The following is a 26,231-nucleotide window of genomic DNA, read 5'->3' as shown; positions in this document are numbered from 1 at the left end:
ATGGGACATCATTCAGTACCAAACAACCCGATTACGGGTATTCCGGATCATGTTGAAAAAGCAACACTTGAGGGTAAGAATAAATATGTAGCCTTCTGGTTCTTCCTTGGAGGAGAGACGACATTGTTCGCTTCTCTCTTCGGGACGTACATCGGGTTGCACAACTCCGGTGCGAAAGAAGGATTACGCAGTTACGATATTTTTGAAATGGGTCTTGTCTTCATCATGACGATGCTCCTTCTCACAAGTTCACTGACAAGTGTTCTTGCGATGATGGCGATGAAACGTAATGATGTGAAGAAAATGAAAATGTGGTTGATCATCACGCTTGCACTCGGTTTAGGGTTCCTCAGCGGTGAGATTTATGAGTTCAACCATTACTACCACATCGGTCACACGTTTACTTCAAGTGCCTTTGGATCTGCCTTCTACACATTGGTTGGATTCCACGGAGCACACGTTTTGTTCGGTCTCCTCTGGATCTCTACATTGTTGATTCGGAACTGGAATCGCGGGATTACGGTCGTTAACGCACCGAAGTATTATGTTTCAAGTCTTTACTGGCACTTCATTGACGTCGTCTGGGTCTTTATCTTCTCAGTCGTCTATCTCATGGGGATGGTGAAATAAGATGGAAAAACACGAACCGCAATTAACACGTAATCAAGTTGAACTCGAGATGAAAGCAGATCGCAGCCGCGAGATGCAGTTGCAACTCACAAGTTTCGCTTTGATGATCTTTCTCACACTGATTGCTTTTGGTGCGGTCATGGCAGAACTCATGCCACATTGGGCAGCCGGTGGATTCCTGATCATCATGGCAATGGTGCAAGTGTACCTCCAACTTTATATGTTCATGCACATGAACAATAAAGGAAATACATGGATCAAAGTCATGATGGCACTCGGTATCTTCGTCGCCTTGACGATCGTCGCGACACTCCGTCTTTTGATCTGGTAATAAATTGTGACCATTCTGCTAACGTTTAGCAGGATGGTCTTTTATTTTGGAATCGTTTTATGAGAAACCTTTACAATGAAATAGGGGAACGGTAATCTTAATCTGTAGGAAAAAGGAACGGGGTGAAAACATGTTAGGCAACTTAAGGGGATCTTTATCACAATTCGACTGGACGGTTTTATGGAGTCCATATTATGCATTACTTTTGATTGGTATATATGTTTTATACGCTGTCTTGACGGAAAAGATCCGTCGACCCGATGAAGCTGAGACGACGCTAGGGCAGAAGTTTTCGATGCTTGCGGCATTATTCGTCTATTACATCGGTTTTGGCAGTCCGCTTGACGTCCTCGCGCACATCACATTCTCTGCCCATATGCTGCAGATGGTATTCGTGTATATGGTGGCGCCACCGCTCTTGATGATGGCGATTCCAGGGTGGGTATTCAAACGGTTGTTTGAGGTGCCATATCTCGGACGGACATTACGATTTTTCATTTTGCCGTTGATTGCACTGATTTTGTTTAATTCCTTGTTCACGTTTTACCACATGCCATTCATCTTTGATTATGTCTTGACGAATTATACGGTGCACCGGATTTTCCACGGAACACTGATTTTCCTCAGCATGACGATGTGGTATCCGATCATTGCACCCGTCAACGAAGAAGACAGTTTGTCGGACTTGAAGAAGATGGTGTATATCGTGGCGAACGGTGTATTGTTGACACCGGCGTGTGCGTTCATGATCTTTAGTCAAAGTTTTCAGTACGATGCCTATCAGGATCCGGCTACTTTTGCGAAAGTATTAGCATACTGTATGCCGAATAATGATTTAAGTGGACTCAACATGGAACGACTATTCGGAACAACAAAAGATTTGCTTGAGGACCAGCGTTTTGGCGGAGTTCTCATGAAACTCGGTCAAGAATTAGTGTACGGGCTGTTCTTTGGTCTGACGTTCTTTACATGGGTCAGACGTTCTAAAAGTACTGCTGTCGATGAAGGTATGTCCTTCTCGCCAAAAGCGGATTAAATTGGGGGAAGTTGGAACATGAGTTATTTGCCGTTGATTTGTGTCTCGTTGATTGTCATCAGTGCGATTTTTGTCGCAATCGGTTGGTTTTTGATTGCGCAGACACGCCGGAATATGAAAGCACACCAATTCGTGATGACGATTGCTGCTGCGTTAGCTTTACTCTTCTTCATCATGTATGCGTTACGAACGATTTTATTGGGCAACACTGCATTTGGAGGACCCGATACGATTAAACCGTACTATACTGGATTTTTGATTTTCCATATCCTGCTCGCCACATCAGGTGGTGTCCTTGGACTGATGGCTCTTTTCTTTGCTTATAAGAAAAACTTTGCGAAACACCGTAAAATTGGTCCGAAAGCATCGGTCATTTGGTTTTTAACGGCGATTACAGGTGTTATCGTCTACTGTCTTTTATACGTGGTCTACGAGCCGGGAGAGACAACAAATGTGTTTCGGGCAATCTGGAACCATTAAGGAGGTCTTGATTTGAAGAAAAACAGTTATTTGACTGTCGCCGCAGTCGTATTGATTTTAGTGGCTGCAGCAGGCGGATATTATTATTTTTTCATGAAAGAAAAATTACCTGTCATTGCGGAACCAACTCCGTTTGAATTGACGAATGCAGTCGATGGAAAGCAGTTTAGTTCGGAAGATGGAAAAGTCAAAGTCTTGACGTTTTTCTACTCGAACTGTCCGGACATCTGTCCGTTGACGTTAAACGATTACCGCAAATTAGAAAAACAGTTACGTGCTGAAGAATTGTACGGAACAGATGTTGAACTTGTTGCGGTTACGGTCGACCCGAAAGTGGATACACAAAAAGTCCTGAAAAAATATGCGTCCAACTTCGAGGCGAATGCAGAAGGCTGGAAAGTCTTGACGGGAGACGATGTCGTCATCGATCGTCTGACACGCCAATTGAATTTCTATTATTCAAAAGCAGAAAGCGGCTTGGTCACACACGGCACGCAGATGTTCATCCTTGATCGGGACAATAAAGTCCGGGCGATTTCTTCGATGGCAAAAACGACAGACGAACCGGTTGACTTAGAGGAAGTAATGACATCGGTCAAACAACTTGCGAAGGAGTGAATACCGTGATGGAACAGCAGTATGAAGTAACAGGCGAAGTGACGGTCTCCGTACAAGCGATTGAAGAACTTTTACTCTGTACAGTCCTTGATTTCGGCGCAACTGTAGCACGGATCAAACGATTATCCGGAGACTCGATTTCATTCAGCTTGAAAGTCCAGGTCGACGCCACCCGGCTTCCGGGTTTGTATCACTATTTGCGTGAACAAGTAAACCTCCAATTAGGGGAAGATGTGCTCGACTATCTTCAGTTGGTGGCCAAGTAACCGGAACCCATCGATTCCAGCGGGATGTCCGGAAAAAGTAAAGGAGGCACTTTCTCGGTTCATGAGAAGGTGCCTCCTTTTTACAACCTTTTTTAAGAAATGGATATGCAAAAAAAAATCAAAATCCACGAAAGGTGAATTTTGATTCGTTTGATGCTTATTTTTCGAGCGTTTCAAGTAGTGCAGTCAAGCGGCGTTCGCAGTCTTTGACGATTTCAGGAGGGAACTCCTCATCGTACTCGACGCCGTGCGGATAGTAATGTTTTCCGAGTAACGGTGTCAACATCCGAACGACTGCTTGACGGTCCTCGATCTCACCTTGAATGGCATAGACCGGAATACGGAGGTAAAATACCTCGCCCGTCGATTGTTTTTCGTACTTCATGTCATACATGGCACGCTCATAATCCCATTGTCCTTCACGGACGAAACGGTGATGCGCCATAATCGTTTCGAGTAACCCAAACTTCATTTCCTTATTTTCGATTCCGAACTGTTCAAACTTCATGTGTGAATCCCCCTATACCCCAGTTTGCTAGCGTACACTAGTCTTTCCAAGCTATCATACCATAATGAAACAACCGATAAAGAAAAAGTTGTGAAGTCAATTTGAAGAATTCATGAACTTCCGTATTTTCGCTCAACGTATTCAAGAATCGTATCCGGTGCATGGATGCCGAGATGATTTAACCCTTCTCCGCCAAAGAAAACGTTAAATTCAAGCACATAAATATGACCGTCCCGGAAAATGAGATCAAATCCGGCATGATCGATATCAAGTTGCTTAGCGAGCGTCAGCACAAAATCAAGTGCCTCCTGTGGAATGTTCTCGAAATCAAGGACACCCCCTTGAGCGACGTTATTTAAGAACTCGGTACCGCCGACCCGCCAGTAGGCAGCGAGAACGTGATCGCCGACGACGACGACACGTAAATCCTTTTCATTCGGAATATATTCCTGTACATAAAACGTATCATGTTGCGCCACGTATTTATCCCAGTCCGCGTCATTTTTGATCAGATGGACGCCTTGACCCATGGAACTGCGGACGGTCTTGGCGACGAACGGAAAACTGAACTGATCGAGTACACGGGAAATCGTGAATTCGTTTTTTCCGTAAATTTCTGTCCGGGGAATATTATCGGGAATAACGGTTTTGAAAATCCGTGTCATTTCGATTTTATCGTGACCCAAATGGAACGTCGCTGCTGAAGGAAAAATCGGTTTTTTCATTCCATAGATGATGGAATGAATCTGCCAGTATTCCGGGAACAAGATGACATCCGCCTGGGCGATTTTATTTAATGAATCAAAATGATAATCCGACTTCGCATGTTCGGTTTTGATTCCAATCGTCCGGAACATGTTAAATGATAAAAATTGCATACAATTCATTCCTTCCTTCTGAACAAATTATACACAATTCAGCGTGCTAGGAGCGAGATAAATGTTATGATATGATGGTTAAGTTAAGGAGGAGATTCGTTGTGATTTATTCAGATAAAACAGTCGACCTCATCAACGCAGCGGAAGACCTTGCATACTCTCTCTCGCAAAGCGAAACAGGTCAAGCATATAGATTAGCAAAACAGGCACGTGCAAACTCAAGACAAGCACAGGATGTGATTCGGGACTTCAACCGAATCAAGGAAGAGTACGAATTGGTGCAACGATTTGGCCGGTATCATCCGGATTATCAAACCATCACAAAAAAAGTACATGAAATTAAACGTGCACTGGATTTACAAGAGGAAGTCGCGCAGTTTAAAAAAGCTGAAAAACAATTGGAAACGCTTCTCGGACAAGTCAGTCTCGTCCTGGCAGGACAAGTCTCTCCTCAAATCAAAGTACCGACTGGAAATCCGTTTTTCGATCAAGGATGCGCAGGCGGATGTTCGACTGGAGGAAGCTGCAGCTGTAGCGGTTAAGAACGACACAAGGGAGGAACGGTGTGTGATCAAGGATCGAATTGGACTTATCGTCTATGTCAATGCATTGAAAGCATCACGTCAATTGCGTCGGTTCGGAAATGTCTATTTCACTTCAAAACGGGAACGATACGTCTTTTTATACGTTGATTTGGAACGACATGAACAGGTGGTTGAACGGATTACAGAATTACCGTTTGTCGAAAGCGTCATTCGATCAGAACGACCGTTCATCAGTGAAACTTATGCAAATAAAAAAGGTAAGATACAAGAAGAAGTCTAACAGGTAGAGCGATGAGGTCATCCTCGTCGCTTTTTTGTGAAAGGATGAGAATGCATGCGGGTCATATCAGGGGAACGAAAAGGGATGCGAATCAAAGCTGTACCGGGGGATCAGACACGACCGACGACAGATAAAGTCAAAGAGTCTTTGTTTAATGTCATCGGACCGTATTTTGACGGAGGAAAGGCACTCGATTTATTTGCCGGCAGTGGCGGTCTTGGGATCGAGGCATTATCACGAGGGTGTGATGAAGCAGTTTTTGTCGATCAACATTTCAAAGCGATTCAAACAATCAAAGAAAATTTAGAGATAACCCGCTTTACAGAGCGCAGCCGCGTCTTAAAGAAGGACGTGACGGTGGCATTATTGGAACTTTCGGGCGAGTCACCTTTTAAACTGATTTTTCTTGATCCACCGTATGCGAAGGAGCAACTTGCTGACCAAGTGGCGTACATAGATCAACATGACATGCTGACAGACAATGGCGTCATTATTTGTGAACATGGAACGGAGACGGAGTTACCGGATGAAATCGGTCGTTTACAGGTCATCAAACGTCTGCGGTACTCTACGGTCATCTCAATTACATTGTATGAATTTACAGAACTGGAGGAACAAGCATGAAACGAATCGCCATCTGTCCCGGGAGTTTTGATCCCATCACGAACGGACATCTTGATATCATTGAACGGGCAGCACCAATCTTTGACGAAATAATCGTTGCCGTACTGAACAATTCCTCCAAGCAACCGCTGTTTTCGGTGCGTGAACGAATGGAGCTGATTTCGAAAGTGACGGAACATTTACCGCACATTAAAGTCGATTCCTTTAACGGGTTACTCGTCGATTATGCTTCGGAGGTCGGAGCCGACGTCATCGTCCGTGGATTACGTGCCGTATCGGATTTTGAATATGAAATGCAGGTCGCCTCAATCAATAAAAAAATGAATGATCAAATCGAGACTTTGTTTATGATGACAAATAACCAATATTCGTTTTTGAGTTCATCGATTGTCAAGGAAGCCGCAAAATACGGAGCCTCCGTTGCCGGACTTGTGCCTCCTGCCGTCGAAGAAGCATTACGTCATAAATACAGCAAAGGAGAATTGAGATGAAAGCTTGGAAACCGGCACTGGCCGCTGTACTCGCAGCGATGATTGCTTTTTTTGTTCCGCTTCCGTATTTTATCTCTTATCCCGGAGATGCGACCTCGACGGAGCAATTGATTGATGTCGAAGGAGCGACGAAGGAGCCGGGGGATTTAATGATGTTAACGATTGCCCAGCGCCGGGCGACTCCGTATTTTCTCGTAGAGAGCCTATTTTTGCCGTTTGCGGATCGTTCGAGTGTCAGTGACTATTTGTATGACGGTGAGTCAGATACGCAGTATGAGAAACGTCAGAAGCTTTACATGGAAGAAGCCCAGCATAACGCGACGATTGAAGGGTATGAGCTCGCAGGGAAGAAGGCGACGGTCGATTTCAAGGGCATTTATGTATCTGGCATCATTCCGGACGGTCCGGCAGACGGGAAGTTAAAAGCGGGGGACCAAATCACGGCGGTTGGTGACGAAGCGATTACTTCATTGAGCGGATTCATGGAAACGATCAGCAGTAAAAAAGCTGGGACGGAAGTAGAGTTGACGTTCCTACGAAACAAAAAACAACGACAAACGAATATCAAAGTCAGTCAGCTGACGAAGGAATCAGAGCGAGTTGGACTGGGGATTTATGAGCCGCTTCCGATGTCTTCGGTAAAGACGGATCCAGAAGTCGATTTTAACGTCAAGGATGTCGGCGGTCCGTCGGCTGGGATGATGTTTACACTCGAGATTTACGACCAACTGACGAAGGGTGACTTAGCGAAAGGGTATAAAATTGCCGGGACAGGTACGATTGAAGAAGGTGGAAAAGTCGGTCCGATCGGCGGCGCCTGGCAAAAAGTTGTGGCAGCAGACGAAGCGGATGCAGAAATCATGTTTGTCCCGTCCGGTGAAAATTACAAAGAAGCTAAACCGTCCATAAAAAAAATCGAGACGAATATGAAACTCGTCCCGATCAAGACAGTGGAAGATGCACTGGATTATTTAGAAGCGTTGCCGGCGAAATGAGCAAAACGGCGATGCTCTTCGAGCGCGTCATAACGAGCCAAGGGCACAGCATAGGCTGCTGTGACTTGGCTTTCTTTGATGAGCCAAGGATGTTTCTCGAATGTCGAGATGACCGGGACCCGTTGTTTGATTTCGCGTAAAGCGAGGCGTCCTTTATCATTGAATGCTAACGGACGCACATAGTCAATCCGGTCAAATGCAATCTCGTCAATCTCATTTGCCTTAGTTGAGGTCAATACGTAAATCAGGGCGCGTTGAAGGCTCGTCCGGGTATAACGACGCGTTTTGACAGCAGCCATGAAGTCGTCAAACGTCTCGTTTTTGCGTGCTCCTTCAATCAATCGCGGAGCCAAGGAAGAATCAATCCCGTTAAATTGCGTTAAATCATCGAGACTGGTTGTCAGAAGGCGGTGGCGGATAAACGGATAGTAGGGCTCAAATGAAGCGAAGACCGCGTTCTGCAGCGTCTCAGCGGTCATTGCCGGCAAACCGATTAACGAGTGGTGTTTGGCATAGTAGGCGCGGATGGCCGTCGCACTCATGATGTCACCGATCGAAAGGTCATGATAGCCGCTCCCGATTCGTTTAGTCGTGTGTAAGGTAATCGTAGAGGCAGCCCGTGCGTAATAGTAGCCGAGGGTATTATTCGGCGTCGTCAAGTCCAGGGTTGTCGTCATTTCCCGAAATGCTTGGCTGGCGGCTGTTGCCGAAGACAGTCCGCGCGCTAATCCTTGTTGGACCAATTCTTGATAACGTGGACTCGCTTCATGATTTTCAGCAGCGGCATGGATGAAAGAGGCTAACTGACCACATTCGCTCCCGAACGATAAAATTTCGGCTCCGATGGTCTCCGCAATCGTTACCCCGCCGAGGGCGAACCGGTCAGCCCGTTGGACAGCGAAATAAAATGGAAGTTCGAGAACGAGATCGATTTCACCACTTGCGACAGCTGCTTGCGCGCGCGACCATTTATCTGTAAAGGCCGGTTCCCCGCGTTGTGTGAACGTCCCGCTCATGATCGCAACGATCAAATCAGCACCGGTTTCCTGGCGTGCGATTTTGGCTTGATAAAGGTGTCCATTGTGAAACGGATTGTACTCAGAAATAATTGCAGTCATTCTCATGAAACTTTCTCCTTTGCAAACCGAATTAAGTGCGGTAATATGGATGAAGACGTCCAAAAGTGTTCGTTCTCTAGCGATTTCAGTGTAAAGAAAAAACATTGACAAAACAAGATGTCCTCTCTATAATTCATATTGTTGCAATTGAGGTGATTCGGATGAAATGGTCCCTGATGCAATTGAATAAATTGCGCAATCTGGGTCAACTTCAGGTTAACGAGACGATTGAGCTTCCTGAGCTTATCGCCCTCCATCCGGATATCCGGGCGGTGCAACCTGTGCACGTTCGTGCAAATGCATCGTTTACATCGAATCAATTAATATTCAATCTCCGGATTACAGGTGAAATGACGCTTCCGGATGCCCGGACGCTGAGTGACGTCGCGTACCCGTTCGAGATTGAATCCATCGAGTCGTTCCTGCTCGAGGTTGATGCTGTTCCGAGTGATTCGGATGAGATCAACTTACCGAACGGGAATACGGTTGATCTTCAACCACTCGTGCAAGAATTGATTTTACTTCATGTGCCAGTGCAAGTGCATGGGGATGATGAAGAAAATCAGTTGGTTCAAGGGGAAGGCTGGACGGTTCTCTCTGAAGAAGCGCCAGAAGAAACTGAACCAAAAATTGATCCGCGACTTGCGGGTCTCGCTCAGTTCTTTAAAAAAGATCAGGATTCCTAATCTTTTCATAAAAAGACGAGTGTATTTTTTCAAGGAGGTGGACAACGATGGCAGTACCATTCCGCAGAACGTCGAAAACACGCAAACGTCTTCGCCGTACTCATTTCAAACTCCGTGTACCAGGTATGGTCGAGTGCCCAAACTGTGGTGAAATGAAACTTTCACACCGCGTTTGTAAAGCATGTGGCTCGTACAAAGGTAAAGAAATCGTCAGCAAGTAAGCTGAATGATCGGTATAAAAGCGACCCTAGAATCGAGCAATCGGTTTGACAGGTCGCTTTTTTTGATGAAAGAAGGAGCGTGAGCGGATGAGTAATATAGGAATCATCGGTGCCGGATCGATTGGATTGTTAATCGCGTCCTACCTTGCAGAACAACACCATGTGACACTCTATACGAGACAAACGACAGGGCACGACATCACCATCCTCCGGGATGACCAAGTCAGCCAACCGGTAGAGGTACGGCCACTTAGTCAATTCGAGTCACAAGACTTGGTGTTCGTGACGACAAAGTCGTATGATATAAAAAGTGTGATGCCTTACCTGACGACCGGAAAGATGCCGGTCATGTTCTTACAGAACGGAATGGGGCATGTGAAAGAAGCAGAGCGGGTACAGTATGCTTTGTTCGGAATCGTCGAACACGGTGCCATGAGAACGGGACGATACGCGGTGCAACATACCGGGATGGGACGCATCCGCTACGGACGAGTACCTGTTCCGATGCTTGAAGCCACACCGTTACAGTTTGAGTATGTTCCGAATATCGAGCAGGTCATGTTAACGAAATTATTCATGAATGCGGTCATCAATCCATTAACAGCCTATTACCGGATTACAAACGGTCAATTGTTGGAAGCGCCCTATGCTGAAAAGGCACACGGTATTTTTGAAGAGTTACGGAACGTCTTTCCAGAGCATCCGATCAGTTATGAAGAAATCGCACAGGTCATCAGACGGACCGCATTGAATCGTTCGTCGATGCTTCAAGATCTAGAGCGGGGAAGACAGACAGAAATTGAACCGATTGTCGGTTTTGTCCTGGAACACGCGATGAATCCGACGCCCTTACTGACTTTTTATTTTCATCAGATTAAATCTCAGGAAAAAAGAGGGGATTCGATGTGACGTGGTTTATTATCTTTCCAGTCTTCAGCTTGGTTAGTCTATATATCATTTTTTTTGCTGTCTTTCGCCAACATGGAAAAGCAGTTCGGTTTGCACTTGATTTAGGTACATTCATCGTATTGTATGGGATTCATGTCGCGTTGATTGCACTGACAGGTCAAAATTACTTAGGATGGTTATTGATTGCCGTACTCTTGATTTTTGCGGTCAACGCCTTATGGCAACGCATCAAAAAAGTGGACGTGGATTATATACAAATGATACGACACAGTTGGCGGATTACAATCTTGATTGCTCTTCCAGTTCAGTTGATGCTGTTTGGAATCGGAATTCAACAACTGTTCATTCATTGATTTTGTCAGAAAGAAGGGATTTTGTTTGAAGGTACAATCATTTCATGCCTTGTATGACGAAGATTCATTGATGCATAAAGCCTCTCGCCAGGAATTTTCGAAATACGTTGATCATATTGGAACAGAAGGAATGCGGGCAAGGAGCAGCCTTTTACAAGAACGGCAGTATCCGCATCTGAACCCGCTTGTCGACGAACTGTTGCGGCAAAATCCTCGGTTGAACGACAGCTTGAAGAGCCGTCTCGAACTGTTGCGGACAGGTGAGGCGCAAGTTGTGATTACCGGTCAACAAACCGGAATCTTTGGCGGTCCGATGTACGCCGTTTATAAATTGCTGACCTGTCTAAAGGTTGCCCGCCAAACGGAAGAACTGATCAGTCGCCCGGTTTTCCCGATCTTCTGGTTGGCAACCGAAGACCATGATTTTGATGAAATCAATCATCTGATCGTCCCGACACATGATTTCCGGACGCGGAAGCTGGCCGTCCAGGCGCCGGACTCGATTTCGCGCTCTGTCAGCCGTTTGGCCTTTGATCAGACAGCCGTTAAGGAAATCGTACGTCAGGCATTATGTACTGAACGAGAGACGCCGTATACAAAAGAATTGTTGGCATTGTCGGACCGGTTAATCGAATCCAGTTCGACATATGGAGAATTTTTCGCTTCTTTCTTAGGAGAACTTGTCGATCACGATATCATCTTCTTTGACGCGGATACGCAAGCAGTCCGTCAACTTGAAATCCCGTTTTTCGAACGGCTGATTCAAGACAATACCGAAATCCGCCAAGCCTTATCAAAAGGTATCCAACAAACCACCGAATTGCCGGATACATTTCTAAATGAAGAAGCGGCCCACCTCTTTGTTGAGGATATCGGACGCGATTTGTTATACCCGGGCCAAGATTTTGTGACGAAACAAGGGAAGACCTATACGGAACTGGAACTGTTGGCATTACTTTATGCGAGCCCGGAACGTTTTTCAAACAGCGTCGTCACACGTCCGTTGATGCAAGATTACTTATTCCCGACACTCGCTTATATCGGAGGACCGGGTGAAATTGCATATTGGACGAGACTACGACCATTATTCCATCACTTCGATTGGACGATGCCGCTGTTGATTCCACGGATGGGGGCCGTCATGTTGCAGGCAAAGGAAGAGAAAGGGCTTCGGCGTCATGGTCTGAGCCTTGAACAAGCGCTTCAGGCAGGTGTCCCTCTCGCAGCGTTCGATGCGACTGCGATTAAACGCCAATTGCATGACTCGACCATGTTAGGTGCGGTCCTGGTCGAAGAAGTCACCCGGATTGAAAAACAGGAGTTGCAGACGACGGCTGTCGCAACGAAGCTCAATAAACAGCTGCAGCTGGCCTTGGAAACAATTGTCGAACAAAAACGGCGTCTTCATGAACAAACGAATCGGTCGGATCGGGCACTCCAATATCAATTGGCACCCGATTATGCACCCCAGGAACGGATTCATTCGATCTTACCTTGGCTGAATCGCTATGGTTTGAATTTAGTTCAGACCTTGCGGATGCAATATGAACAAACTGAGGCGGAACAATTGAAAATCATGCTATAAACCTGCGAAATCAGCAGGTTTTTTTGTTTTTTTAACGAAAGATACATAAAAGTTCAAAAAATCAAGGAAACTGTCTCATTTTCGTAACGTTTTCAAGAAAGAATATGATACATTGAAAAAGAGTAACGTCCAGTTTGGACAGTGAAAGGTGAGGCAGCACATGTTTGAGCATGAAACAGTATTAAAATGGGAGTCCATTAAAGGGCTGAATATCAAACCTGACGGGATTTATGTCGATTGTACGTTAGGTGGAGCAGGACACAGTGAAGAGATCGTCAAACAGTTAACGACAGGACATCTGTACGCGTTTGATCAGGATGATGTCGCACTGGCACATGCAGCAGAACGTCTCGCGGCGTATGAAGGTCGCTTTACTTTAATAAAAAGTAATTTCGTACATTTAAAAGAAGAATTAGCAGCACGATCTGTGACAAAAGTGGACGGGATTTTATTTGATCTCGGTGTATCTTCTCCACAACTAGACGAAGGCGAACGTGGATTCAGCTACAACTTTGATGCCCGACTCGATATGCGTATGGACCAAACGTCATCGCTATCGGCATATGAAGTCGTCAATGAGTGGCCGTATAACGACCTTGTTCGAATTTTGTTTACATATGGGGAAGAAAAGTTCTCCAAACAGATTGCACGCAAGATTGAGAAGGCACGCGAAATCGCACCGATTGAAACGACGTTTGAACTAGTCGAATTGATCAAAGATGCGATTCCGGCACCGGCCCGCCGCAAAGGGGGGCATCCGGCAAAACGGACGTTCCAAGCGATTCGGATTGCTGTAAATGATGAATTGAATGTCTTCGACCGCGCCGTCTATCAAGCAATTGATTTATTGGCTGTTGGTGGACGCCTATGTGTCATTACCTTCCATTCACTTGAAGACCGTATGTGTAAGCAAGCGTTCAAAGAGAAGTCATCGTTACCTGAGCTTCCGCAAGGGTTACCGATGATTCCTAAAGAGTTTGAACCGGAACTACGCCTGGTGACAAGAAAACCGATTACAGCAGGAGATGATGAACTCGATGACAATCGTCGATCACGCTCTGCCAAGTTACGAATCGTTGAAAAAATGAAGGAAAGTTGAGAGGAGCATTCAAATGGCAGAGCCACTTCGCAAGCCGATGCAAACCATGGAACCCGTTCGGCAGCAACCTATCCAAGAACCACGTAAGACGGAAGATATCGCACGTCGTGTTGCGGTTCGTCCGAAATATCGTCTATATCCATTTGAGAAGTTTTTGTACAGTGCGATGATTGGCGGAATCGTCCTTTTCGGCAGTATGACGATTGGCGCTCATAACGAAGCGTATAATGTAAGCCGGGATCTCGCGAAGGAAAATCAAGTCACGCAAGAGATGAAGAAAGAAAATGAACGTCTTCAACTCGAAGTGACCAACTTAAGCTCTCCAGAACGAATTTACAAGATTGCGAAAGAACAAGGTCTTGATATGCGAAAAGGGAACATCAAGGTGATTCCTAAATGAATCCACTATCTAAATCCCGACGGAGAGTAGCCATTGTCATGTTGATATTTGCTGCTCTCTTTTTGGTGTTCATTTCACGCTTTTTGTACTTATCGACGACAAAGAAATTCCACGGGGAAGACATGCTTGTCTACGCGGAAAAAAAACGTTGGGAGTCCCAGGCCACACTGCCGGCAGAACGTGGAGAAATCTTTGACCGACTGGGCTCGCCGATTGCGATTAACATCCCGTCCTATCATTTGGTCGCCGTCTACCGGTTAGGCGGGGAAAAAGATCCGGATGAGACAGTGGTCGACTTTAAGAAAACAGCGACCGGACTTGCGCCGATTCTCGGCATGTCGGTTAAAGAACTGGAAACCTATCTGATTGAAAATAAAAACCGTTCCCAAATCGAATTCGGTAAAAAAGGGAATGATCTGACGGTTGATCAGAAAGAACAGATTGATCGGTTGAAGCTGCCGGGGATTCGATTGATCGAAGAACCGAAGCGCTATTATCCGAACGGGATTTTCCTGTCCGATACGTTAGGGTTCGTCCAGAAAATCACAGAGGATAACGGACGGGTCGTCTTAAAAGGACAGATGGGTATCGAAAAACAGTATGATGAGGCTTTACGTGAATCGTTTGGTTCCCGTGTCTTTGAAAAAGATCGCAGCGGCGGAGAACTGGTTCAAGGTACTTCGAAAATTTCAAATGAGCCGAAAGACGGATCGAACCTCTATCTGACCATCGATCATCGGATCCAGCAAGCACTCGAGAAACAGATGCAAAAGATGTACAACGAATACAAACCTAAAAATGCGACAGGAATCGTAATGGATGCCAAGACAGGCGAAATTTTGGCGATGACGGATCGTCCGTCGTTTAATCCGAATTTACGCGATATGACGGATTTTACGAATTTTGCTGTCTCCTCACGGTTTGAACCCGGATCGACAATGAAGATCTTTACGTTGGCTGCTGCCATCGATGCAGGTGTCTTCCGTCCGAACGAACCGTATAAATCAGGGAGTTACAATTATAAGGGAACTGTCATCAAAGACTACAATGATGTCGGTTGGGGAACAATCCCGATGATTGAAGGGGTCTACCATTCCTCAAACGTCATGTTCTCGATCCTGACAGCTGAAAAGCTTGGAATCGAACGGTATAAAGACTATTTCAAGAAGTTTCATTTTGATCAAAAAACGGGTATAGATATTTCGGGTGAAGTAAACAGCCAATCTGATCTGTCCAAACCGTTGAATACGTTGATTACATCATGGGGACAATCGACGGCAGTGACGCCGATGCAGATTCTCCAAGGGGCGACAGCAATTGCCGGAAACGGTGAGATGGTCAAACCGCATATTATCCAAAAAGCGGACCATACGGATAAAGCGCCGTATAAAGCAAAAACGGAAGTGGTCGGAAAACCGATTTCTGCGGAAGCGGCAAAAGCGACCCGTGAAGCGTTGGATGGTGTCGTCAACAGTAAAATCGGTACTGGACAAATGTATAAGCTGAAAGATTATCGTGTCATCGGAAAAACAGGGACGGCACAGATTTCAGAAAACGGAAAATACATCCAAGGACAGTTTATTCATTCCTTTATTGGAATGGCGCCAAAAGATGATCCCGAATTGATCATGTACATCGCTGTCGACCGGCCATCGAAAAATGAGTCTTCGGTTTCCGGACCGAGTATCATGAGTCCGGTCTTCAAAAGTGTCATGAATACCGCTTTGCAATATCGAAGCATCAAACCTGCGACTCAAAAAGAGTCGGTGGATGTCAAAGCTAAAATCATTCCAAGCTACATTGGGAAAAGTATGAATCAAGCAGAAGAGATGGCGAAGGAACAGGGGGCCGTACCGGTCGTTCTCGGTGACGGGGTTGAAGTCGTCTCACAAATACCGACGCGCGGACAAGAATTCGTCAGCGGGGAACGTGTCCTTTTTAAAACAGGACGGACGTTCAAAATGCCTGATATCACCGGTTGGTCACAACGGGATGTTAAAAAACTTGTCAGTCTCTACGATTTAAAGTTAGACGTGATTGGTAAAGGTTTTGTAACCAAACAATCGGCACGAACTGGTACACTAGTGAAAGAAAATGGAAAGCTGACGGTGGAACTCGCTGAACCAAAAGAGTAAGAAACAGCGGTCTCCTGATTTCTGCAGTGAAACGAGGACGGACCGGAGTCATTCGTTGACTTCTGTTCGTCCTCGTTTGCTGTAATCGAGTGGAGGAAATAGGGATGGTAACAATTGCACAGATCGCCCAGTGGTTGGGATTGGAAGAAACCGATACACGGTCATTAAGAAATTTTGCGACGGATTCAAGAAGTACACTCACGGAAGGGTTGTATATCCCAATCCAGGGAGCACGCGTCGACGGACATTCGTTCATCGAGGGAGCAGTTGCTCAAGGCGCGATTGCCACGTTGTGGAAAAAAGGCATTCCGCTTCCGGAGCTTGACATCACGGTTCTTGAAGTCGAAGATCCGTTAAACGCGTTACAAGTCATCGCACAACGGTATTTACAGCAAGTGGCACCAAAAGTCATCGCGATTACTGGATCAAACGGCAAGACATCAACAAAGGATATGATTGAAAGTGTCCTGAAACAGTCGTTTCGGACACATAAAACGGCAGGTAACTTCAATTCAGATATCGGAATGCCTTTGACGATCTTGATGATGCCGAACGAGACGGAAGTTGCTGTTCTCGAAATGGGAATGAACGGGTTTGGAGATATCGAACTCTTATCGAATCTTGCCGAACCGGATATTGCACTCGTGACGAACATTGGCGAGTCGCATGCCGAACAGGTGGGCGGACGAAGTGGAATCGCCCGAGCTAAACTAGAGATTCGATCTGGTTTAAAACCGAATGGCCATCTCTTTGTCGATGGAGATGAACCGTTGTTGGGAGAAGTGCCGGCTGAACGCATTGGGTATCATGCGACCAATACGTACATCATCGAACAGGCGGAAGCGACGTTCATCGGGACGACTTTCAAATTTGATGGTGCGACGTTCAACCTACCGGTCCTTGGCAAACACCAAATCCGGAATGCAGCGTACGCGATTGCGACAGCTCGAGCACTTGGTCTTACGGACGAAGTGATTCAGGCAGGATTGAACGAGGTACAATTGACACCGATGCGGATGGAACGATTAATGTATGGTCAAACTGCCATCATCAATGATGCATATAATGCTAGCCCGACTTCGATGAATGCAGCAATCGAGACGGTTGCAACGCTCGATGGATTTACGAATAAAGTCGTCGTTCTCGGCGATATGTATGAACTCGGTCAACAGGAACGCCTGTTGCATGCCTCTGTCGGGAAGAAGATTGCACTTCCTGTATCCCATGCTATCCTTGTAGGGGGGAAAGGGCGTTATATCGCGGATGGAATTGTTGATCCGACCGTCCAAGTCCAATTTGCGGACACGGTCGAAGATGCAGCCCGTCTGCTCCAACCGTTGCTCGGCAAGCAAACCGTTGTTTTGCTGAAAGCTTCGCGTGGACTCGCACTGGAACAAATCTTCACATATTTAAATGAAACTTAATCCTTAAAAGTAGGTGTTTGTAATGATTACATTATTCATCAGTTTAATTATTGCGTTTTTGGTTGTCGTACTCGTGATGCCAAAAGCGATTCCTTTTTTACACAGCCTTAAATTTGGTCAAGAGATTCGGGAAGAAGGTCCGGATTGGCACCAAGTGAAATCAGGGACGCCGACGATGGGTGGAATCGTCATTTTGCTGGCTATGATCGGCAGCCTGATTGTTCTCTTATTGATGGGAGACTTGGATCGGAGTCATCTGTCGTTGCTGTTCTTAACGCTTGCCTACGGGGCAATCGGTTTCATCGATGATTACATCAAGGTCGTCAAAAAACGTAATCTTGGTTTGAACTCGAAGCAAAAATTAGTTGGACAAATTGTTGTTGGTCTGTTGTTTGTCTGGTTGAGCGGTGGATTTTCGAGTCAGGCAACGTATCTGTCGATTCCATTTACGACCTGGTCGATTGATTTCGGTATCCTGTATCCATTAGTCGCGTTATTCTGGCTCGTCGGATTCTCGAATGCCGTCAATCTGACGGACGGACTGGACGGACTCGTATCCTTTACGGCTATTCCGACGTTCCTGTTCTTTGGCCTCTACGGATGGTTCATAGCCGATGAGCCAGGTGTTGCCTTATTTGCTTTTTCAGCTGTCGGTGCATTGATCGGGTTCCTCGTGTTTAATGTCTACCCGGCTAAAATCTTCATGGGTGATACCGGCTCACTTGCTTTAGGAGCAGCCCTTGCTGGTTTATCGATCTTATTGAAACTGGAATTATTGTTAGTATTGATTGGAATTGTATTCGTTGTTGAGACATTATCGGTCATCCTGCAGGTTATTTCCTTCAAGACGACAGGAAAACGTATCTTTAAGATGAGTCCGATTCATCACCATTTCGAAATGGTCGGTTGGAGTGAATGGCGAATCGTTGGAACATTTGCTTCGATTAGCTTAATCGTGGCGTTAATCGCCTATCTGTTCGTGTAATCGAAATTCGTGGTCAAGAAAGTGAGCGATTTAATGATGAAGAGTTCTGAACTGGAGAAGAAAAAAGTATTGGTCCTTGGGACTGCGAAAAGCGGAATTGCAGCAGCGACCTATCTTGTTAAGGCAGGAGCTGTCGTGACGGTGAATGATGGAGGGACTCCTTCGGAAGCCGACGTACAAACGCTTGAATCTTTGGAGGTCGAAACGGTTTTCGGAAGTCATCCGCTATCCTTACTGGATGGAACAGAATTAATCGTAAAAAATCCAGGCATTCCGTATCAGATTCCGTTATTACAGAGGGCAATCGAGCGTGGCATCCCGATTTGGACAGAAGTTGAACTGGCTTACCGTTCAACGAAAGCAGATTGGGTCGCGATTACCGGATCAAACGGTAAGACGACGACGACGACACTGGTCCATGAATTATTGAAACAGGGGTCAAGACGCGTTCATTTAGCTGGAAACATTGGTTTCCCGGCAGTTGAAGTTGCCCAGCAGACGGCTGCAGATGATGTCATCGTCATCGAGTTATCCAGTTTTCAATTGATGGGAATCGAATCATTCCAACCAGTCAGTGCAGCCTTCTTAAACTTGTCGCCGGCTCATCTTGATTATCACGGAGATGTAACGTCTTACGCGGCAGCAAAAGCACGGATCTTTTCAAACATGAATGAAGCTGGACGACTTGTCGTCAATGCAGACGATGAGGAAGTCATGCGCTTGAGCGAAACAGCGGCAGCGGAACGATTGACGTTTTCACGTCGTCAACCTGCCTATGCACATGTCGAAAACGGTATGATCTTCGTCGGTCAGACAAAAATTCTTCCGGTCAGTGAACTGGCGCTTGGCGGTGGACACAATCTCGAGAATGTCCTGGCCGCCTTGACATTGATTGAACCTTTTGGGATTGCCTTAACGGCGATTCAAGAGGTTTTGCGGACATTTGGTGGAGTCGCGCACCGGACAGAATACATCGGAGAATTTGCCGGACGAAAAGTCTACAATGACTCAAAAGCCACGAACAACGTGGCGACGGAAGCGGCCCTGTCCGGTTTTCACTCGTCTATCATCTGGATCTGTGGTGGACTCGAACGCGGTGCAGATTTGACACCGTTAAAAAGTGCGATGACCCATGTCAAACATGTCATCGGACTCGGTGAGACAGGTCAACGCTTCGCTGATCTAGCTGACGATCAACAGATCGCCTCTACGGTAACACGTGAGATGGAAGAAGCCGTTATCACAGCATTTGATGTTTCGAAGCCCGGTGATATCATTTTATTATCTCCGGCATCTGCAAGTTGGGATCAATATAAGACATATGAAGAGCGTGGCGAACATTTCATCCGTTCCGTTCAAAAAGTAGGGGGGACGGCGAAATGAGAATCGTAGTTTCAGGTGGCGGAACAGGCGGGCATATCTATCCGGCACTGGCCATGATCCGAGAAGTTGAGCGTCGTATGGCATGTGAAGTGTTATATATCGGTACTGAGAATGGACTCGAGGCGGACATTGTCCGCCGGGCAGGCATTCCGTTCGAATCAATTGAAATTTCAGGACTACGCCGTTCCTTGTCGTTTGAGAACGTCAAGACCGGTGTCCGCTTTTTGAAAAGTGTGGTCCGAGTCCGAAAGCTTCTGCGTGATTTTCAACCGGATATTGTTGTCGGAACAGGTGGTTTTGTTTGCGGTCCTGTCCTCTATACAGCAGCGAAGATGGGGTATAAGACGCTGGTCCATGAACAAAACAGCTTACCTGGAATCACCAATAAATTCTTGGCGCGTTATGTCGACCGGGTGGCATTGTCCTTTAAAGGGTCTAGTCATCATTTCGGGAAAAACGAAGGGAAAACGATTCTAATCGGAAATCCCCGGGCCTCAGAAGTTGCGATGTTGCAAATTGATCCAATCGAAGAAAAACAAAAATACGGTTTTGAACAAGATCGGCCTCTGATTGTCGTTTACGGCGGCAGCCGAGGAGCACCGGCCATCAATAAAGCGGTCGTCGAGATGATTCCCATGTTGACAGCAACTGACTGGTCATTGTTGTTCGTCACAGGCCAGGTCCACTATGAAGACATCCAGACACAAGTAGGAACATTACCGGACCGGATTCAATTGCGACCGTTCATTTACGATTTGCCGTTGATTTTAAAAGCAAGCCAGCTGGTCATCTCGCGTTCCGGGGCAAGTACGTTAGCCGAATTGACGACGCTCGGTTTACCGAGTATCTTAATTCCAAGTCCGTACGTGACGGAAAATCATCAGGAAGTAAATGCTTCTTCACTCGTCGAGACAGGAGCGAGTCTTTTGATCCGGGAATCCGAATTGACGGGGGAACGATTGTTCGAGGCCTGTACGAAGGCGATTGCCGATCAAGTCGGCATGTCTAAAGCATCGCTCGCACTCGGCATGCCAAATGCGGCAAGTGATTTGGTCGATGAATTATTACGGTTGATTCAGCAAAAAAACTAAAGCATTGCAGGAATAGACCGATAAGGTACTGAAATTAAACATAATGGAGGGAGAGGCTTACGTGAAGGAACAACAACCGGCAAGACAGCCGAAGATGGATACGACTGTCCGCAGCTTAGAAGATAAAATTCCATATGTCCGTGAGCAGCGTCGGAAAAAGGCGAACCGGCGTTTAATCTATGTCCTCATCCTGATCGGTCTATTGATTGGTGTCGTCTTCTATCTTCAATCGAGTTTTTCGCGTGTCGCGACGTTTGACGTCACCGGCACCGTGAACGTCAAGAAGGAAGACATCATTCAAGCATCACGTATTAAGGTGAAGGAGACACATGCCTTCAATGTGTCGGAAGAAGCCGTGTTGGAACGGATTGAAGATGTCCCGGGTATTCGTGAAGCGACGATGAAAAAAACGTTTTTACATCATTACGAAGTTGACGTCGTCGAAGAAAAAGAGATTGCGTATGCCAAAGATAAACCGGGTGCCCGGATTGTCTTAGCGGATGGGACGATTCTTCCCGGAAAGTCGAAGGAAGAATTGTTTGATGCACCGATTCTAACAGGATTTACGGATCAGTCCCTGGAACGTCTGACAAAGGAACTCGTCAAAATCGAGCCGAAAGTCCGGAGCCGGATTTCGGAAATCGTAGCCAATGATCAGACGGACAAGGGGGGATTGAAGTTATTCATGACAGACGGAAATACCGTCTTATTGAGTACATCGGCTTTTTCTAACTCGTTGAATGAATATGTCAAGGTGATTTCCGCTTTGCCAAAAGGAAAGACCGGAACAATCACCATTGATGGAGGAATCTATTTCAAACCATATAAAGGTAAAAATTAGAAAATAACATCATGGATTAGATGGGTTTGACAAACGTTTGTTTTCATTAGTAGGAAAGCGGACACATCGTCATCAAATCGTAATCTATTAGATGGGTAAGTTAGACAATAACTTCTTTTCGTGAGGTTTTTTATAGTGTAGACTTAAACGAGAAGAAGATTGTCTCGATTCCTGTAAATATAAACAGGGACGATAGGATTAGTATTATGAAAGTGGAGGTGTCACTCCCATGGAAACGAAAGGTACAATTGCCGCACTAGATATTGGGACATCGGAAGTGAAACTCATCGTCGGTGAACTTCTAGGTGGAACACTGAATGTCTTAGCGGAAGGGTCTGCACCATCTGCAGGCGTCAAGCGAGGTGTCATCGTCGACATCGATCAAACAGTAAATGCCATTAAACAAGCGGTTGCAGAAGTGGAGCGCACACTCGGCGAACCAATTGGTGAAGTATATGTAGCAATTTCCGGTGAGCACATCCAAGTCAAAGATTGCCAAGGGATGACATCAATCAAAGGGGAAGATAACGAAATCACGGATGACGATGTGAAGGATGTCCTTCACTCAGCAATGGTGATGCGGATTCCAAACGAATTGAGCGTTGTCGATGTGTTACCTAAAACGTTTACTGTCGATCAGCAGACGGAGATCACAGATCCACGTGGCATGATTGGTTATCGTCTAGAAGTGACAGGGAAGCTGATTATCGGAGCGAAGACGATTCTACATAGCATCAAACGTTCCATCGAACGTGCTGGGTTGGAACTTGCGGGGTATGTGCTGGAAAGTTTAGCCGTCTCACGAATCGCAGCTTCGATTGATGAGTTGGAGCTGGGTGTCGGGATCGTTGATATCGGACATGAAACGACCACTCTTTCAATTTATGAAAAAAACGATTTAGTTTACTCAACGACACTTGCGTACGGTGGAGATCACCTGACACGCGATTTGACGTATAAAATGAATTGTAAATACCAGGATGCGAAACTAGCCAAAGAAGAATACGGCGTCGCATTAGAAGCGTTAGGTGACCCGGAAGAGAAAGTCTCGTACGTGACAATCAACGGGGAACACCGTTTCGAACCACAGACGGAGATTGGCTTTGTCCTTGAAGCCCGTCTGGAAGAGATTTTTGAGATGATTCAGAAACGAATGACACAGGCTGGGTATACACAAATGAACAGTGGAATCATTCTTTGTGGTGGCAGTTCTTCCCTACCAGGAATTGACCAGCTCGGTAAGCGAATCTTTAAACAAAGCGTGAATGTGTATCAACCAGCCAGCTTGGGGATTCGTCATCCGAAGTATGCTGTCGCTGCTGGGATGTTACGATATGTTTTATCACGCAGTGCCGTTTCGAAGTCAGGATTTGACCGTGCGGACGAAAAGGGAGTAGCCGCACAAGGCCGTGAGCAAGAGGAGTTACTTGCACACCCTTCCCAACCTTCAGTACGCGAAGAGCGACCACAGAAGGAACAGCCTCCAAAAGAGCGAAAGTCATTCAGCAGTTTCTTTGAGAAATTTTTCGGCTAAATAAAAAATTATCAGTAAAAAAATAGGGGGCCCCTTTTATGTTGCATTTTGATGAAATGATGGACCAAGTAGCTAAAATCAAAGTCATCGGAGTAGGTGGCGGTGGATCTAACGCTGTCAACCGAATGATCGAACATGGTGTCCAAGGCGTAGAATTCATCGCTGTCAACACGGATGCACAAGCATTAAACATGTCACAGGCAGATGTAAAACTTCAACTCGGAGCAAAACTGACACGTGGTCTTGGTGCCGGAGCAAATCCGGAAATCGGTAAAAAAGCTGCCGAAGAAAGCCGCGAACAGTTGACAGAAATTTTATCTGGTGCCGATATGGTTTTCGTAACGGCAGGAATGGGTGGAGGTACCGGAACAGGTGCTGCACCGGTCATCGCAGAAATTTCTAAAGAAATCGGCGCATTGACAGTAGGTGTCGTCACAAAACCTTTCATGTTCGAAGGCCGTAAACGGATGCAACATGCTGTTTCAGGTGTTCAGAACTTTAAAGAAAAAGTCGATACACTCATCGTCATCCCGAACGATAAATTGCTTGAAATCGTCGATCGTAACACACCGATGCTTGAAGCCTTTAAAGAAGCCGATAACGTTCTTCGTCAAGGGGTACAAGGGATTACGGACTTAATCGCCGTTCCTGGTCTCATCAACCTGGATTTCGCGGATGTTAAAACGATCATGACGGAAAAAGGTTCAGCATTGATGGGTGTTGGTGTCGCAACCGGCGAACACCGTGCAACGGAAGCTGCGAAAAAAGCGATTTCAAGTCCATTGCTTGAAACATCGATTGAAGGGGCAAAAGGCGTCCTGATGAACATTACCGGTAGTGCGAACTTGAGCCTTTATGAAGTAACGGAAGCGGCTCAAATCGTTCAAAGCGCTGCGGATGAAGAAGTTAACTTAATCTTCGGATCAGTCATCAACGACAACTTGGAAGACGAAATCATTGTTACGGTCATCGCAACTGAATTCGAAAACGAACCACTCGATTTTGAAATCCCATCAGCACAAGAGATGATGAAAAACTTGCTTAAGAAAAAGCAAGCGGCACCATCACCGGTAGCTGAAGAACCTAAACCGCAAGTCGAAGAGACACCTAGTAGCTCGAACCAAGAATCAGCAAAAGGGTCAGATGTTGAAGAGACGATGGATATTCCTTCTTTCCTTCGCCGGAATAATCGTTAATCCGATATTCCAAAGACACGACTGCTAGATCAAGAGGTGTCGCGTAAGCGACACCTCTTTTTTTAAAAAAGGATGGGATGAAATGTTTGGTCAATGGATAAAATGGGATACGCCGACAGGTACTGTTCGCGCAGCGTTTACGACAAAATTTTCAGCCCCTCATGGCAAGGGCAACTTAGGACTGCACGTCAAGGATGATCCGGAAGGGGTCATCAAAAATCGTGAAGTCATCGTCCGACAACTGGATTTAGCTTTAGAAAACTCTGTTTGGGCTGAACAAGTGCACGGCAATCACGTGGAACAAGTAACGACACTCGAGTCCGGTCGTGGAGCTTCTGATTACGAAACGGCAATCAAGGGTACAGACGGACTGGTGACAACGGACTCAAACGTTTTATTGATGATGCTGTTTGCTGACTGTGTACCGCTCCTGTTCTGTGATCCGCGGACCGGTATCATTGCAAATGTTCACGCCGGTTGGCGCGGAACGGTCGCTAACATCGTCGAAGCAACTCTGACAAAGATGGAACAAGCCGGTGCCGAACGGTCTTCTATTCAGATGGTCATCGGACCCTCGATTCGTGAATGTTGTTATGAAGTCGATGGACCGGTCCTTGAAGCTGTAGATCAACTTGGTCTTGAAGAATCTCCTTACATCAAGAAAGAAGACGGGAAAGCCATGTTATCGCTTCAAAAAACCAATGCTATGTTAGCCGAACGCAGTGGTGTCGGCGATGTGCTCGATACAGGAATCTGTACGAACTGTCAGGCAGAAGACTATTTCTCCTATCGTCACGGAGATCATGGTGGACGGTTTGCCAGTTTGATTGTAAAGGAGTCTCTCGATGTCAATTTCTGAAAATGTACAACATGTCCGACAAAACATGAAACAGGCGTATGAAAAGACTGAGCAAAAAAAGCAGGTACAATTGATCGGCGTGACGAAATCAGTGTCAAGTGAAGTGGCAGCCGAGCTACTCGCTTCAGGGATAACGGCACTTGGTGAGAATCGTCCGGAAGGGTTGACCGACAAACAAACGGTCTTAGGACGTGAGGCTTGTGAGTGGCATTTCATTGGAACGTTACAGACTCGTAAAGTCCGGCAAATCATTGATCGGATTGATGTGTTGCATTCCTTGGACAGGCTGCATTTGGCGGAAGAAATCAACAAACGTGCGAAACGACCCGTCGATTGTTTTGTTCAAGTCAACGTCTCCGGGGAAGAATCAAAGCAAGGAATTGATCCGGAAGATGTCCATTCATTTTTGCATGAAGTCGGACAATATCCGATGGTCCGCGTCATCGGGTTGATGACGATGGCCCCATTGACGGAGGACGAGCAAGTACTGCGTTCAGTCTTTCATTCGCTGCGTGTGTTGCGGGATGAAGTGGCTTCCCGCCATCTACCGCACGCACCATGCACGGAGTTATCAATGGGTATGTCATCAGATTATCAGATTGCCATTGAAGAAGGTGCGACATACGTCCGAATCGGAACGACGTTAGTCCAATCATAAATTGTCTAGATATGCGAAAGGAGAATCGATATGGGATTCAAATCAAAAATGCAAAATCTATTTCTCGGTAAC

Annotated in this window: 31 protein-coding genes; 28 read left to right on the top strand and 3 right to left on the bottom strand. The window is 46.1% G+C overall.

The genetic code is table 11. The features are described from left to right. From ACP26N_RS10790 to ACP26N_RS10765, 6 genes are all read left to right on the top strand, one after another. The gene (locus ACP26N_RS10790; protein WP_012370856.1) at nt 1–630 is read left to right on the top strand and encodes a cytochrome (ubi)quinol oxidase subunit III; all 630 of its coding nucleotides are present in this window, start codon (nt 1–3) and stop codon (nt 628–630) included. 1 nt (nt 631) lies between these two features. After that, on the top strand, nt 632–961 hold the full coding sequence (locus tag ACP26N_RS10785) for a cytochrome C oxidase subunit IV family protein (protein WP_426353808.1): 330 nt from the start codon (nt 632–634) through the stop codon (nt 959–961). A 130-nt stretch (nt 962–1,091) separates the two neighbouring features. Further along, on the top strand, nt 1,092–1,997 hold the full coding sequence (ctaG, locus tag ACP26N_RS10780) for a cytochrome c oxidase assembly factor CtaG (RefSeq protein WP_114595413.1): 906 nt from the start codon (nt 1,092–1,094) through the stop codon (nt 1,995–1,997). A gap of 18 nt (nt 1,998–2,015) precedes the next feature. Then, entirely contained in the window at nt 2,016–2,477 is a 462-nt protein-coding gene (locus ACP26N_RS10775; protein WP_114595414.1) for a DUF420 domain-containing protein, read from the top strand. Between the two features lie 12 nt (nt 2,478–2,489). Beyond that, a complete protein-coding gene (locus ACP26N_RS10770; protein ID WP_114595415.1) occupies nt 2,490–3,095 on the top strand; it encodes an SCO family protein in 606 nt (201 codons plus the stop codon). 8 nt (nt 3,096–3,103) lie between these two features. Then, nucleotides 3,104–3,361 (top strand): hypothetical protein, encoded by a 258-nt coding sequence (locus ACP26N_RS10765; protein WP_114595416.1) that lies wholly within the window; start codon nt 3,104–3,106, stop codon nt 3,359–3,361. Between the two features lie 157 nt (nt 3,362–3,518). Here ACP26N_RS10765 and ACP26N_RS10760 read toward each other — a convergent pair whose 3' ends face one another. Together ACP26N_RS10760 and ACP26N_RS10755 are read right to left on the bottom strand one after the other, a co-directional pair. Further along, nucleotides 3,519–3,869 (bottom strand): YugN family protein, encoded by a 351-nt coding sequence (locus tag ACP26N_RS10760; protein WP_012370850.1) that lies wholly within the window; start codon nt 3,867–3,869, stop codon nt 3,519–3,521. A gap of 110 nt (nt 3,870–3,979) precedes the next feature. Then, nucleotides 3,980–4,747: an ATP-grasp domain-containing protein gene (locus tag ACP26N_RS10755; protein ID WP_233494513.1), complete on the bottom strand. Its 768-nt coding sequence runs from the start codon at nt 4,745–4,747 to the stop codon at nt 3,980–3,982. 101 nt (nt 4,748–4,848) lie between these two features. Here ACP26N_RS10755 and ACP26N_RS10750 point away from each other — a divergent pair, with 101 nt between their 5' ends. Genes ACP26N_RS10750 through ACP26N_RS10730 form a run of 5 tightly spaced genes read left to right on the top strand, consistent with a single transcriptional unit; the run spans nt 4,849 to nt 7,682 of the window. Next, the gene (locus ACP26N_RS10750) at nt 4,849–5,289 is read left to right on the top strand and encodes a YlbF family regulator (RefSeq protein WP_131972476.1); all 441 of its coding nucleotides are present in this window, start codon (nt 4,849–4,851) and stop codon (nt 5,287–5,289) included. Nucleotides 5,290–5,314: 25 nt separating this feature from the next. Beyond that, nucleotides 5,315–5,572 (top strand): YlbG family protein, encoded by a 258-nt coding sequence (locus tag ACP26N_RS10745; protein WP_114595418.1) that lies wholly within the window; start codon nt 5,315–5,317, stop codon nt 5,570–5,572. Nucleotides 5,573–5,626: 54 nt separating this feature from the next. Beyond that, nucleotides 5,627–6,196 (top strand): 16S rRNA (guanine(966)-N(2))-methyltransferase RsmD, encoded by a 570-nt coding sequence (gene rsmD, locus ACP26N_RS10740; RefSeq protein ID WP_426353807.1) that lies wholly within the window; start codon nt 5,627–5,629, stop codon nt 6,194–6,196. Then, nucleotides 6,193–6,687, top strand: a complete 495-nt coding sequence (gene coaD / locus ACP26N_RS10735) for a pantetheine-phosphate adenylyltransferase (RefSeq protein ID WP_131972478.1) — start codon at nt 6,193–6,195, stop codon at nt 6,685–6,687. The genes rsmD and coaD overlap by 4 nt, the downstream gene beginning before the upstream one ends. After that, the gene (locus tag ACP26N_RS10730; protein WP_131972479.1) at nt 6,684–7,682 is read left to right on the top strand and encodes a SepM family pheromone-processing serine protease; all 999 of its coding nucleotides are present in this window, start codon (nt 6,684–6,686) and stop codon (nt 7,680–7,682) included. The genes coaD and ACP26N_RS10730 overlap by 4 nt, the downstream gene beginning before the upstream one ends. Here ACP26N_RS10730 and ACP26N_RS10725 read toward each other — a convergent pair. Continuing rightward, nucleotides 7,655–8,806: a tRNA(Met) cytidine acetate ligase gene (locus ACP26N_RS10725; protein ID WP_131972480.1), complete on the bottom strand. Its 1,152-nt coding sequence runs from the start codon at nt 8,804–8,806 to the stop codon at nt 7,655–7,657. The two genes, ACP26N_RS10730 and ACP26N_RS10725, sit on opposite strands and share 28 nt — an antisense overlap. 155 nt (nt 8,807–8,961) lie before the next feature. On the opposite strand from ACP26N_RS10725, the gene ACP26N_RS10720 reads away from it, so the two are divergent. The 17 genes from ACP26N_RS10720 to ACP26N_RS10640 all read left to right on the top strand — a co-directional run bounded on the left by ACP26N_RS10720 (nt 8,962) and on the right by ACP26N_RS10640 (nt 26,159). After that, nucleotides 8,962–9,486, top strand: coding sequence for a YceD family protein (locus tag ACP26N_RS10720; RefSeq protein ID WP_114595423.1), 525 nt, complete (start codon nt 8,962–8,964; stop codon nt 9,484–9,486). Between the two features lie 47 nt (nt 9,487–9,533). Then, a complete protein-coding gene (gene rpmF / locus ACP26N_RS10715) occupies nt 9,534–9,707 on the top strand; it encodes a 50S ribosomal protein L32 (protein ID WP_012370841.1) in 174 nt (57 codons plus the stop codon). Nucleotides 9,708–9,794: 87 nt separating this feature from the next. Further along, on the top strand, nt 9,795–10,616 hold the full coding sequence (locus ACP26N_RS10710) for a ketopantoate reductase family protein (protein ID WP_131972481.1): 822 nt from the start codon (nt 9,795–9,797) through the stop codon (nt 10,614–10,616). After that, nucleotides 10,613–10,969 (top strand): DUF3397 family protein, encoded by a 357-nt coding sequence (locus ACP26N_RS10705; protein WP_131502647.1) that lies wholly within the window; start codon nt 10,613–10,615, stop codon nt 10,967–10,969. Before ACP26N_RS10710 ends, ACP26N_RS10705 begins: the two co-directional genes overlap by 4 nt. A gap of 25 nt (nt 10,970–10,994) precedes the next feature. Then, nucleotides 10,995–12,554 carry a bacillithiol biosynthesis cysteine-adding enzyme BshC gene (gene bshC, locus ACP26N_RS10700; RefSeq protein ID WP_426353806.1) on the top strand — a complete coding sequence of 520 codons (1,560 nt, stop codon included), beginning with the start codon at nt 10,995–10,997 and terminating at the stop codon, nt 12,552–12,554. A gap of 160 nt (nt 12,555–12,714) precedes the next feature. Further along, on the top strand, nt 12,715–13,653 hold the full coding sequence (gene rsmH / locus ACP26N_RS10695; RefSeq protein ID WP_114595427.1) for a 16S rRNA (cytosine(1402)-N(4))-methyltransferase RsmH: 939 nt from the start codon (nt 12,715–12,717) through the stop codon (nt 13,651–13,653). Nucleotides 13,654–13,666: 13 nt separating this feature from the next. Next, nucleotides 13,667–14,053 carry a cell division protein FtsL gene (gene ftsL, locus ACP26N_RS10690; protein ID WP_114595428.1) on the top strand — a complete coding sequence of 129 codons (387 nt, stop codon included), beginning with the start codon at nt 13,667–13,669 and terminating at the stop codon, nt 14,051–14,053. Beyond that, the gene (locus ACP26N_RS10685; protein WP_131502645.1) at nt 14,050–16,188 is read left to right on the top strand and encodes a penicillin-binding protein; all 2,139 of its coding nucleotides are present in this window, start codon (nt 14,050–14,052) and stop codon (nt 16,186–16,188) included. Before ftsL ends, ACP26N_RS10685 begins: the two co-directional genes overlap by 4 nt. Before the next feature lie 104 nt (nt 16,189–16,292). Next, nucleotides 16,293–17,612, top strand: a complete 1,320-nt coding sequence (locus ACP26N_RS10680) for a UDP-N-acetylmuramoyl-tripeptide--D-alanyl-D-alanine ligase (protein ID WP_188004529.1) — start codon at nt 16,293–16,295, stop codon at nt 17,610–17,612. 22 nt (nt 17,613–17,634) lie between these two features. Beyond that, the gene (gene mraY / locus ACP26N_RS10675; RefSeq protein WP_131502643.1) at nt 17,635–18,597 is read left to right on the top strand and encodes a phospho-N-acetylmuramoyl-pentapeptide-transferase; all 963 of its coding nucleotides are present in this window, start codon (nt 17,635–17,637) and stop codon (nt 18,595–18,597) included. 33 nt (nt 18,598–18,630) lie between these two features. Next, a complete protein-coding gene (murD, locus tag ACP26N_RS10670) occupies nt 18,631–19,980 on the top strand; it encodes a UDP-N-acetylmuramoyl-L-alanine--D-glutamate ligase (RefSeq protein ID WP_131502642.1) in 1,350 nt (449 codons plus the stop codon). Further along, a complete protein-coding gene (murG, locus tag ACP26N_RS10665; RefSeq protein WP_426353804.1) occupies nt 19,977–21,071 on the top strand; it encodes an undecaprenyldiphospho-muramoylpentapeptide beta-N-acetylglucosaminyltransferase in 1,095 nt (364 codons plus the stop codon). The genes murD and murG overlap by 4 nt, the downstream gene beginning before the upstream one ends. Before the next feature lie 61 nt (nt 21,072–21,132). Beyond that, nucleotides 21,133–21,912: a cell division protein FtsQ/DivIB gene (locus ACP26N_RS10660; protein ID WP_131502640.1), complete on the top strand. Its 780-nt coding sequence runs from the start codon at nt 21,133–21,135 to the stop codon at nt 21,910–21,912. Nucleotides 21,913–22,141: 229 nt separating this feature from the next. After that, nucleotides 22,142–23,446 (top strand): cell division protein FtsA, encoded by a 1,305-nt coding sequence (ftsA, locus tag ACP26N_RS10655; RefSeq protein WP_426353803.1) that lies wholly within the window; start codon nt 22,142–22,144, stop codon nt 23,444–23,446. 38 nt (nt 23,447–23,484) lie between these two features. Beyond that, complete coding sequence (ftsZ, locus tag ACP26N_RS10650; protein ID WP_114595436.1) at nt 23,485–24,642, top strand: cell division protein FtsZ; 1,158 nt, start codon at nt 23,485–23,487, stop codon at nt 24,640–24,642. An 82-nt stretch (nt 24,643–24,724) separates the two neighbouring features. Further along, nucleotides 24,725–25,501: a peptidoglycan editing factor PgeF gene (pgeF, locus tag ACP26N_RS10645; RefSeq protein ID WP_114595437.1), complete on the top strand. Its 777-nt coding sequence runs from the start codon at nt 24,725–24,727 to the stop codon at nt 25,499–25,501. After that, nucleotides 25,488–26,159: a YggS family pyridoxal phosphate-dependent enzyme gene (locus ACP26N_RS10640; RefSeq protein ID WP_131502638.1), complete on the top strand. Its 672-nt coding sequence runs from the start codon at nt 25,488–25,490 to the stop codon at nt 26,157–26,159. Before pgeF ends, ACP26N_RS10640 begins: the two co-directional genes overlap by 14 nt. The last annotated feature ends 72 nt before the right edge of the window (nt 26,160–26,231 follow it).

The sequence above is a fragment of the Exiguobacterium sp. R-39 genome (assembly GCF_049942815.1).
Classification (GTDB): domain Bacteria; phylum Bacillota; class Bacilli; order Exiguobacteriales; family Exiguobacteriaceae; genus Exiguobacterium_A.
Note: the sequence above shows the minus strand (reverse complement) of the source record. Positions and strands in the feature narration are given on the sequence as shown.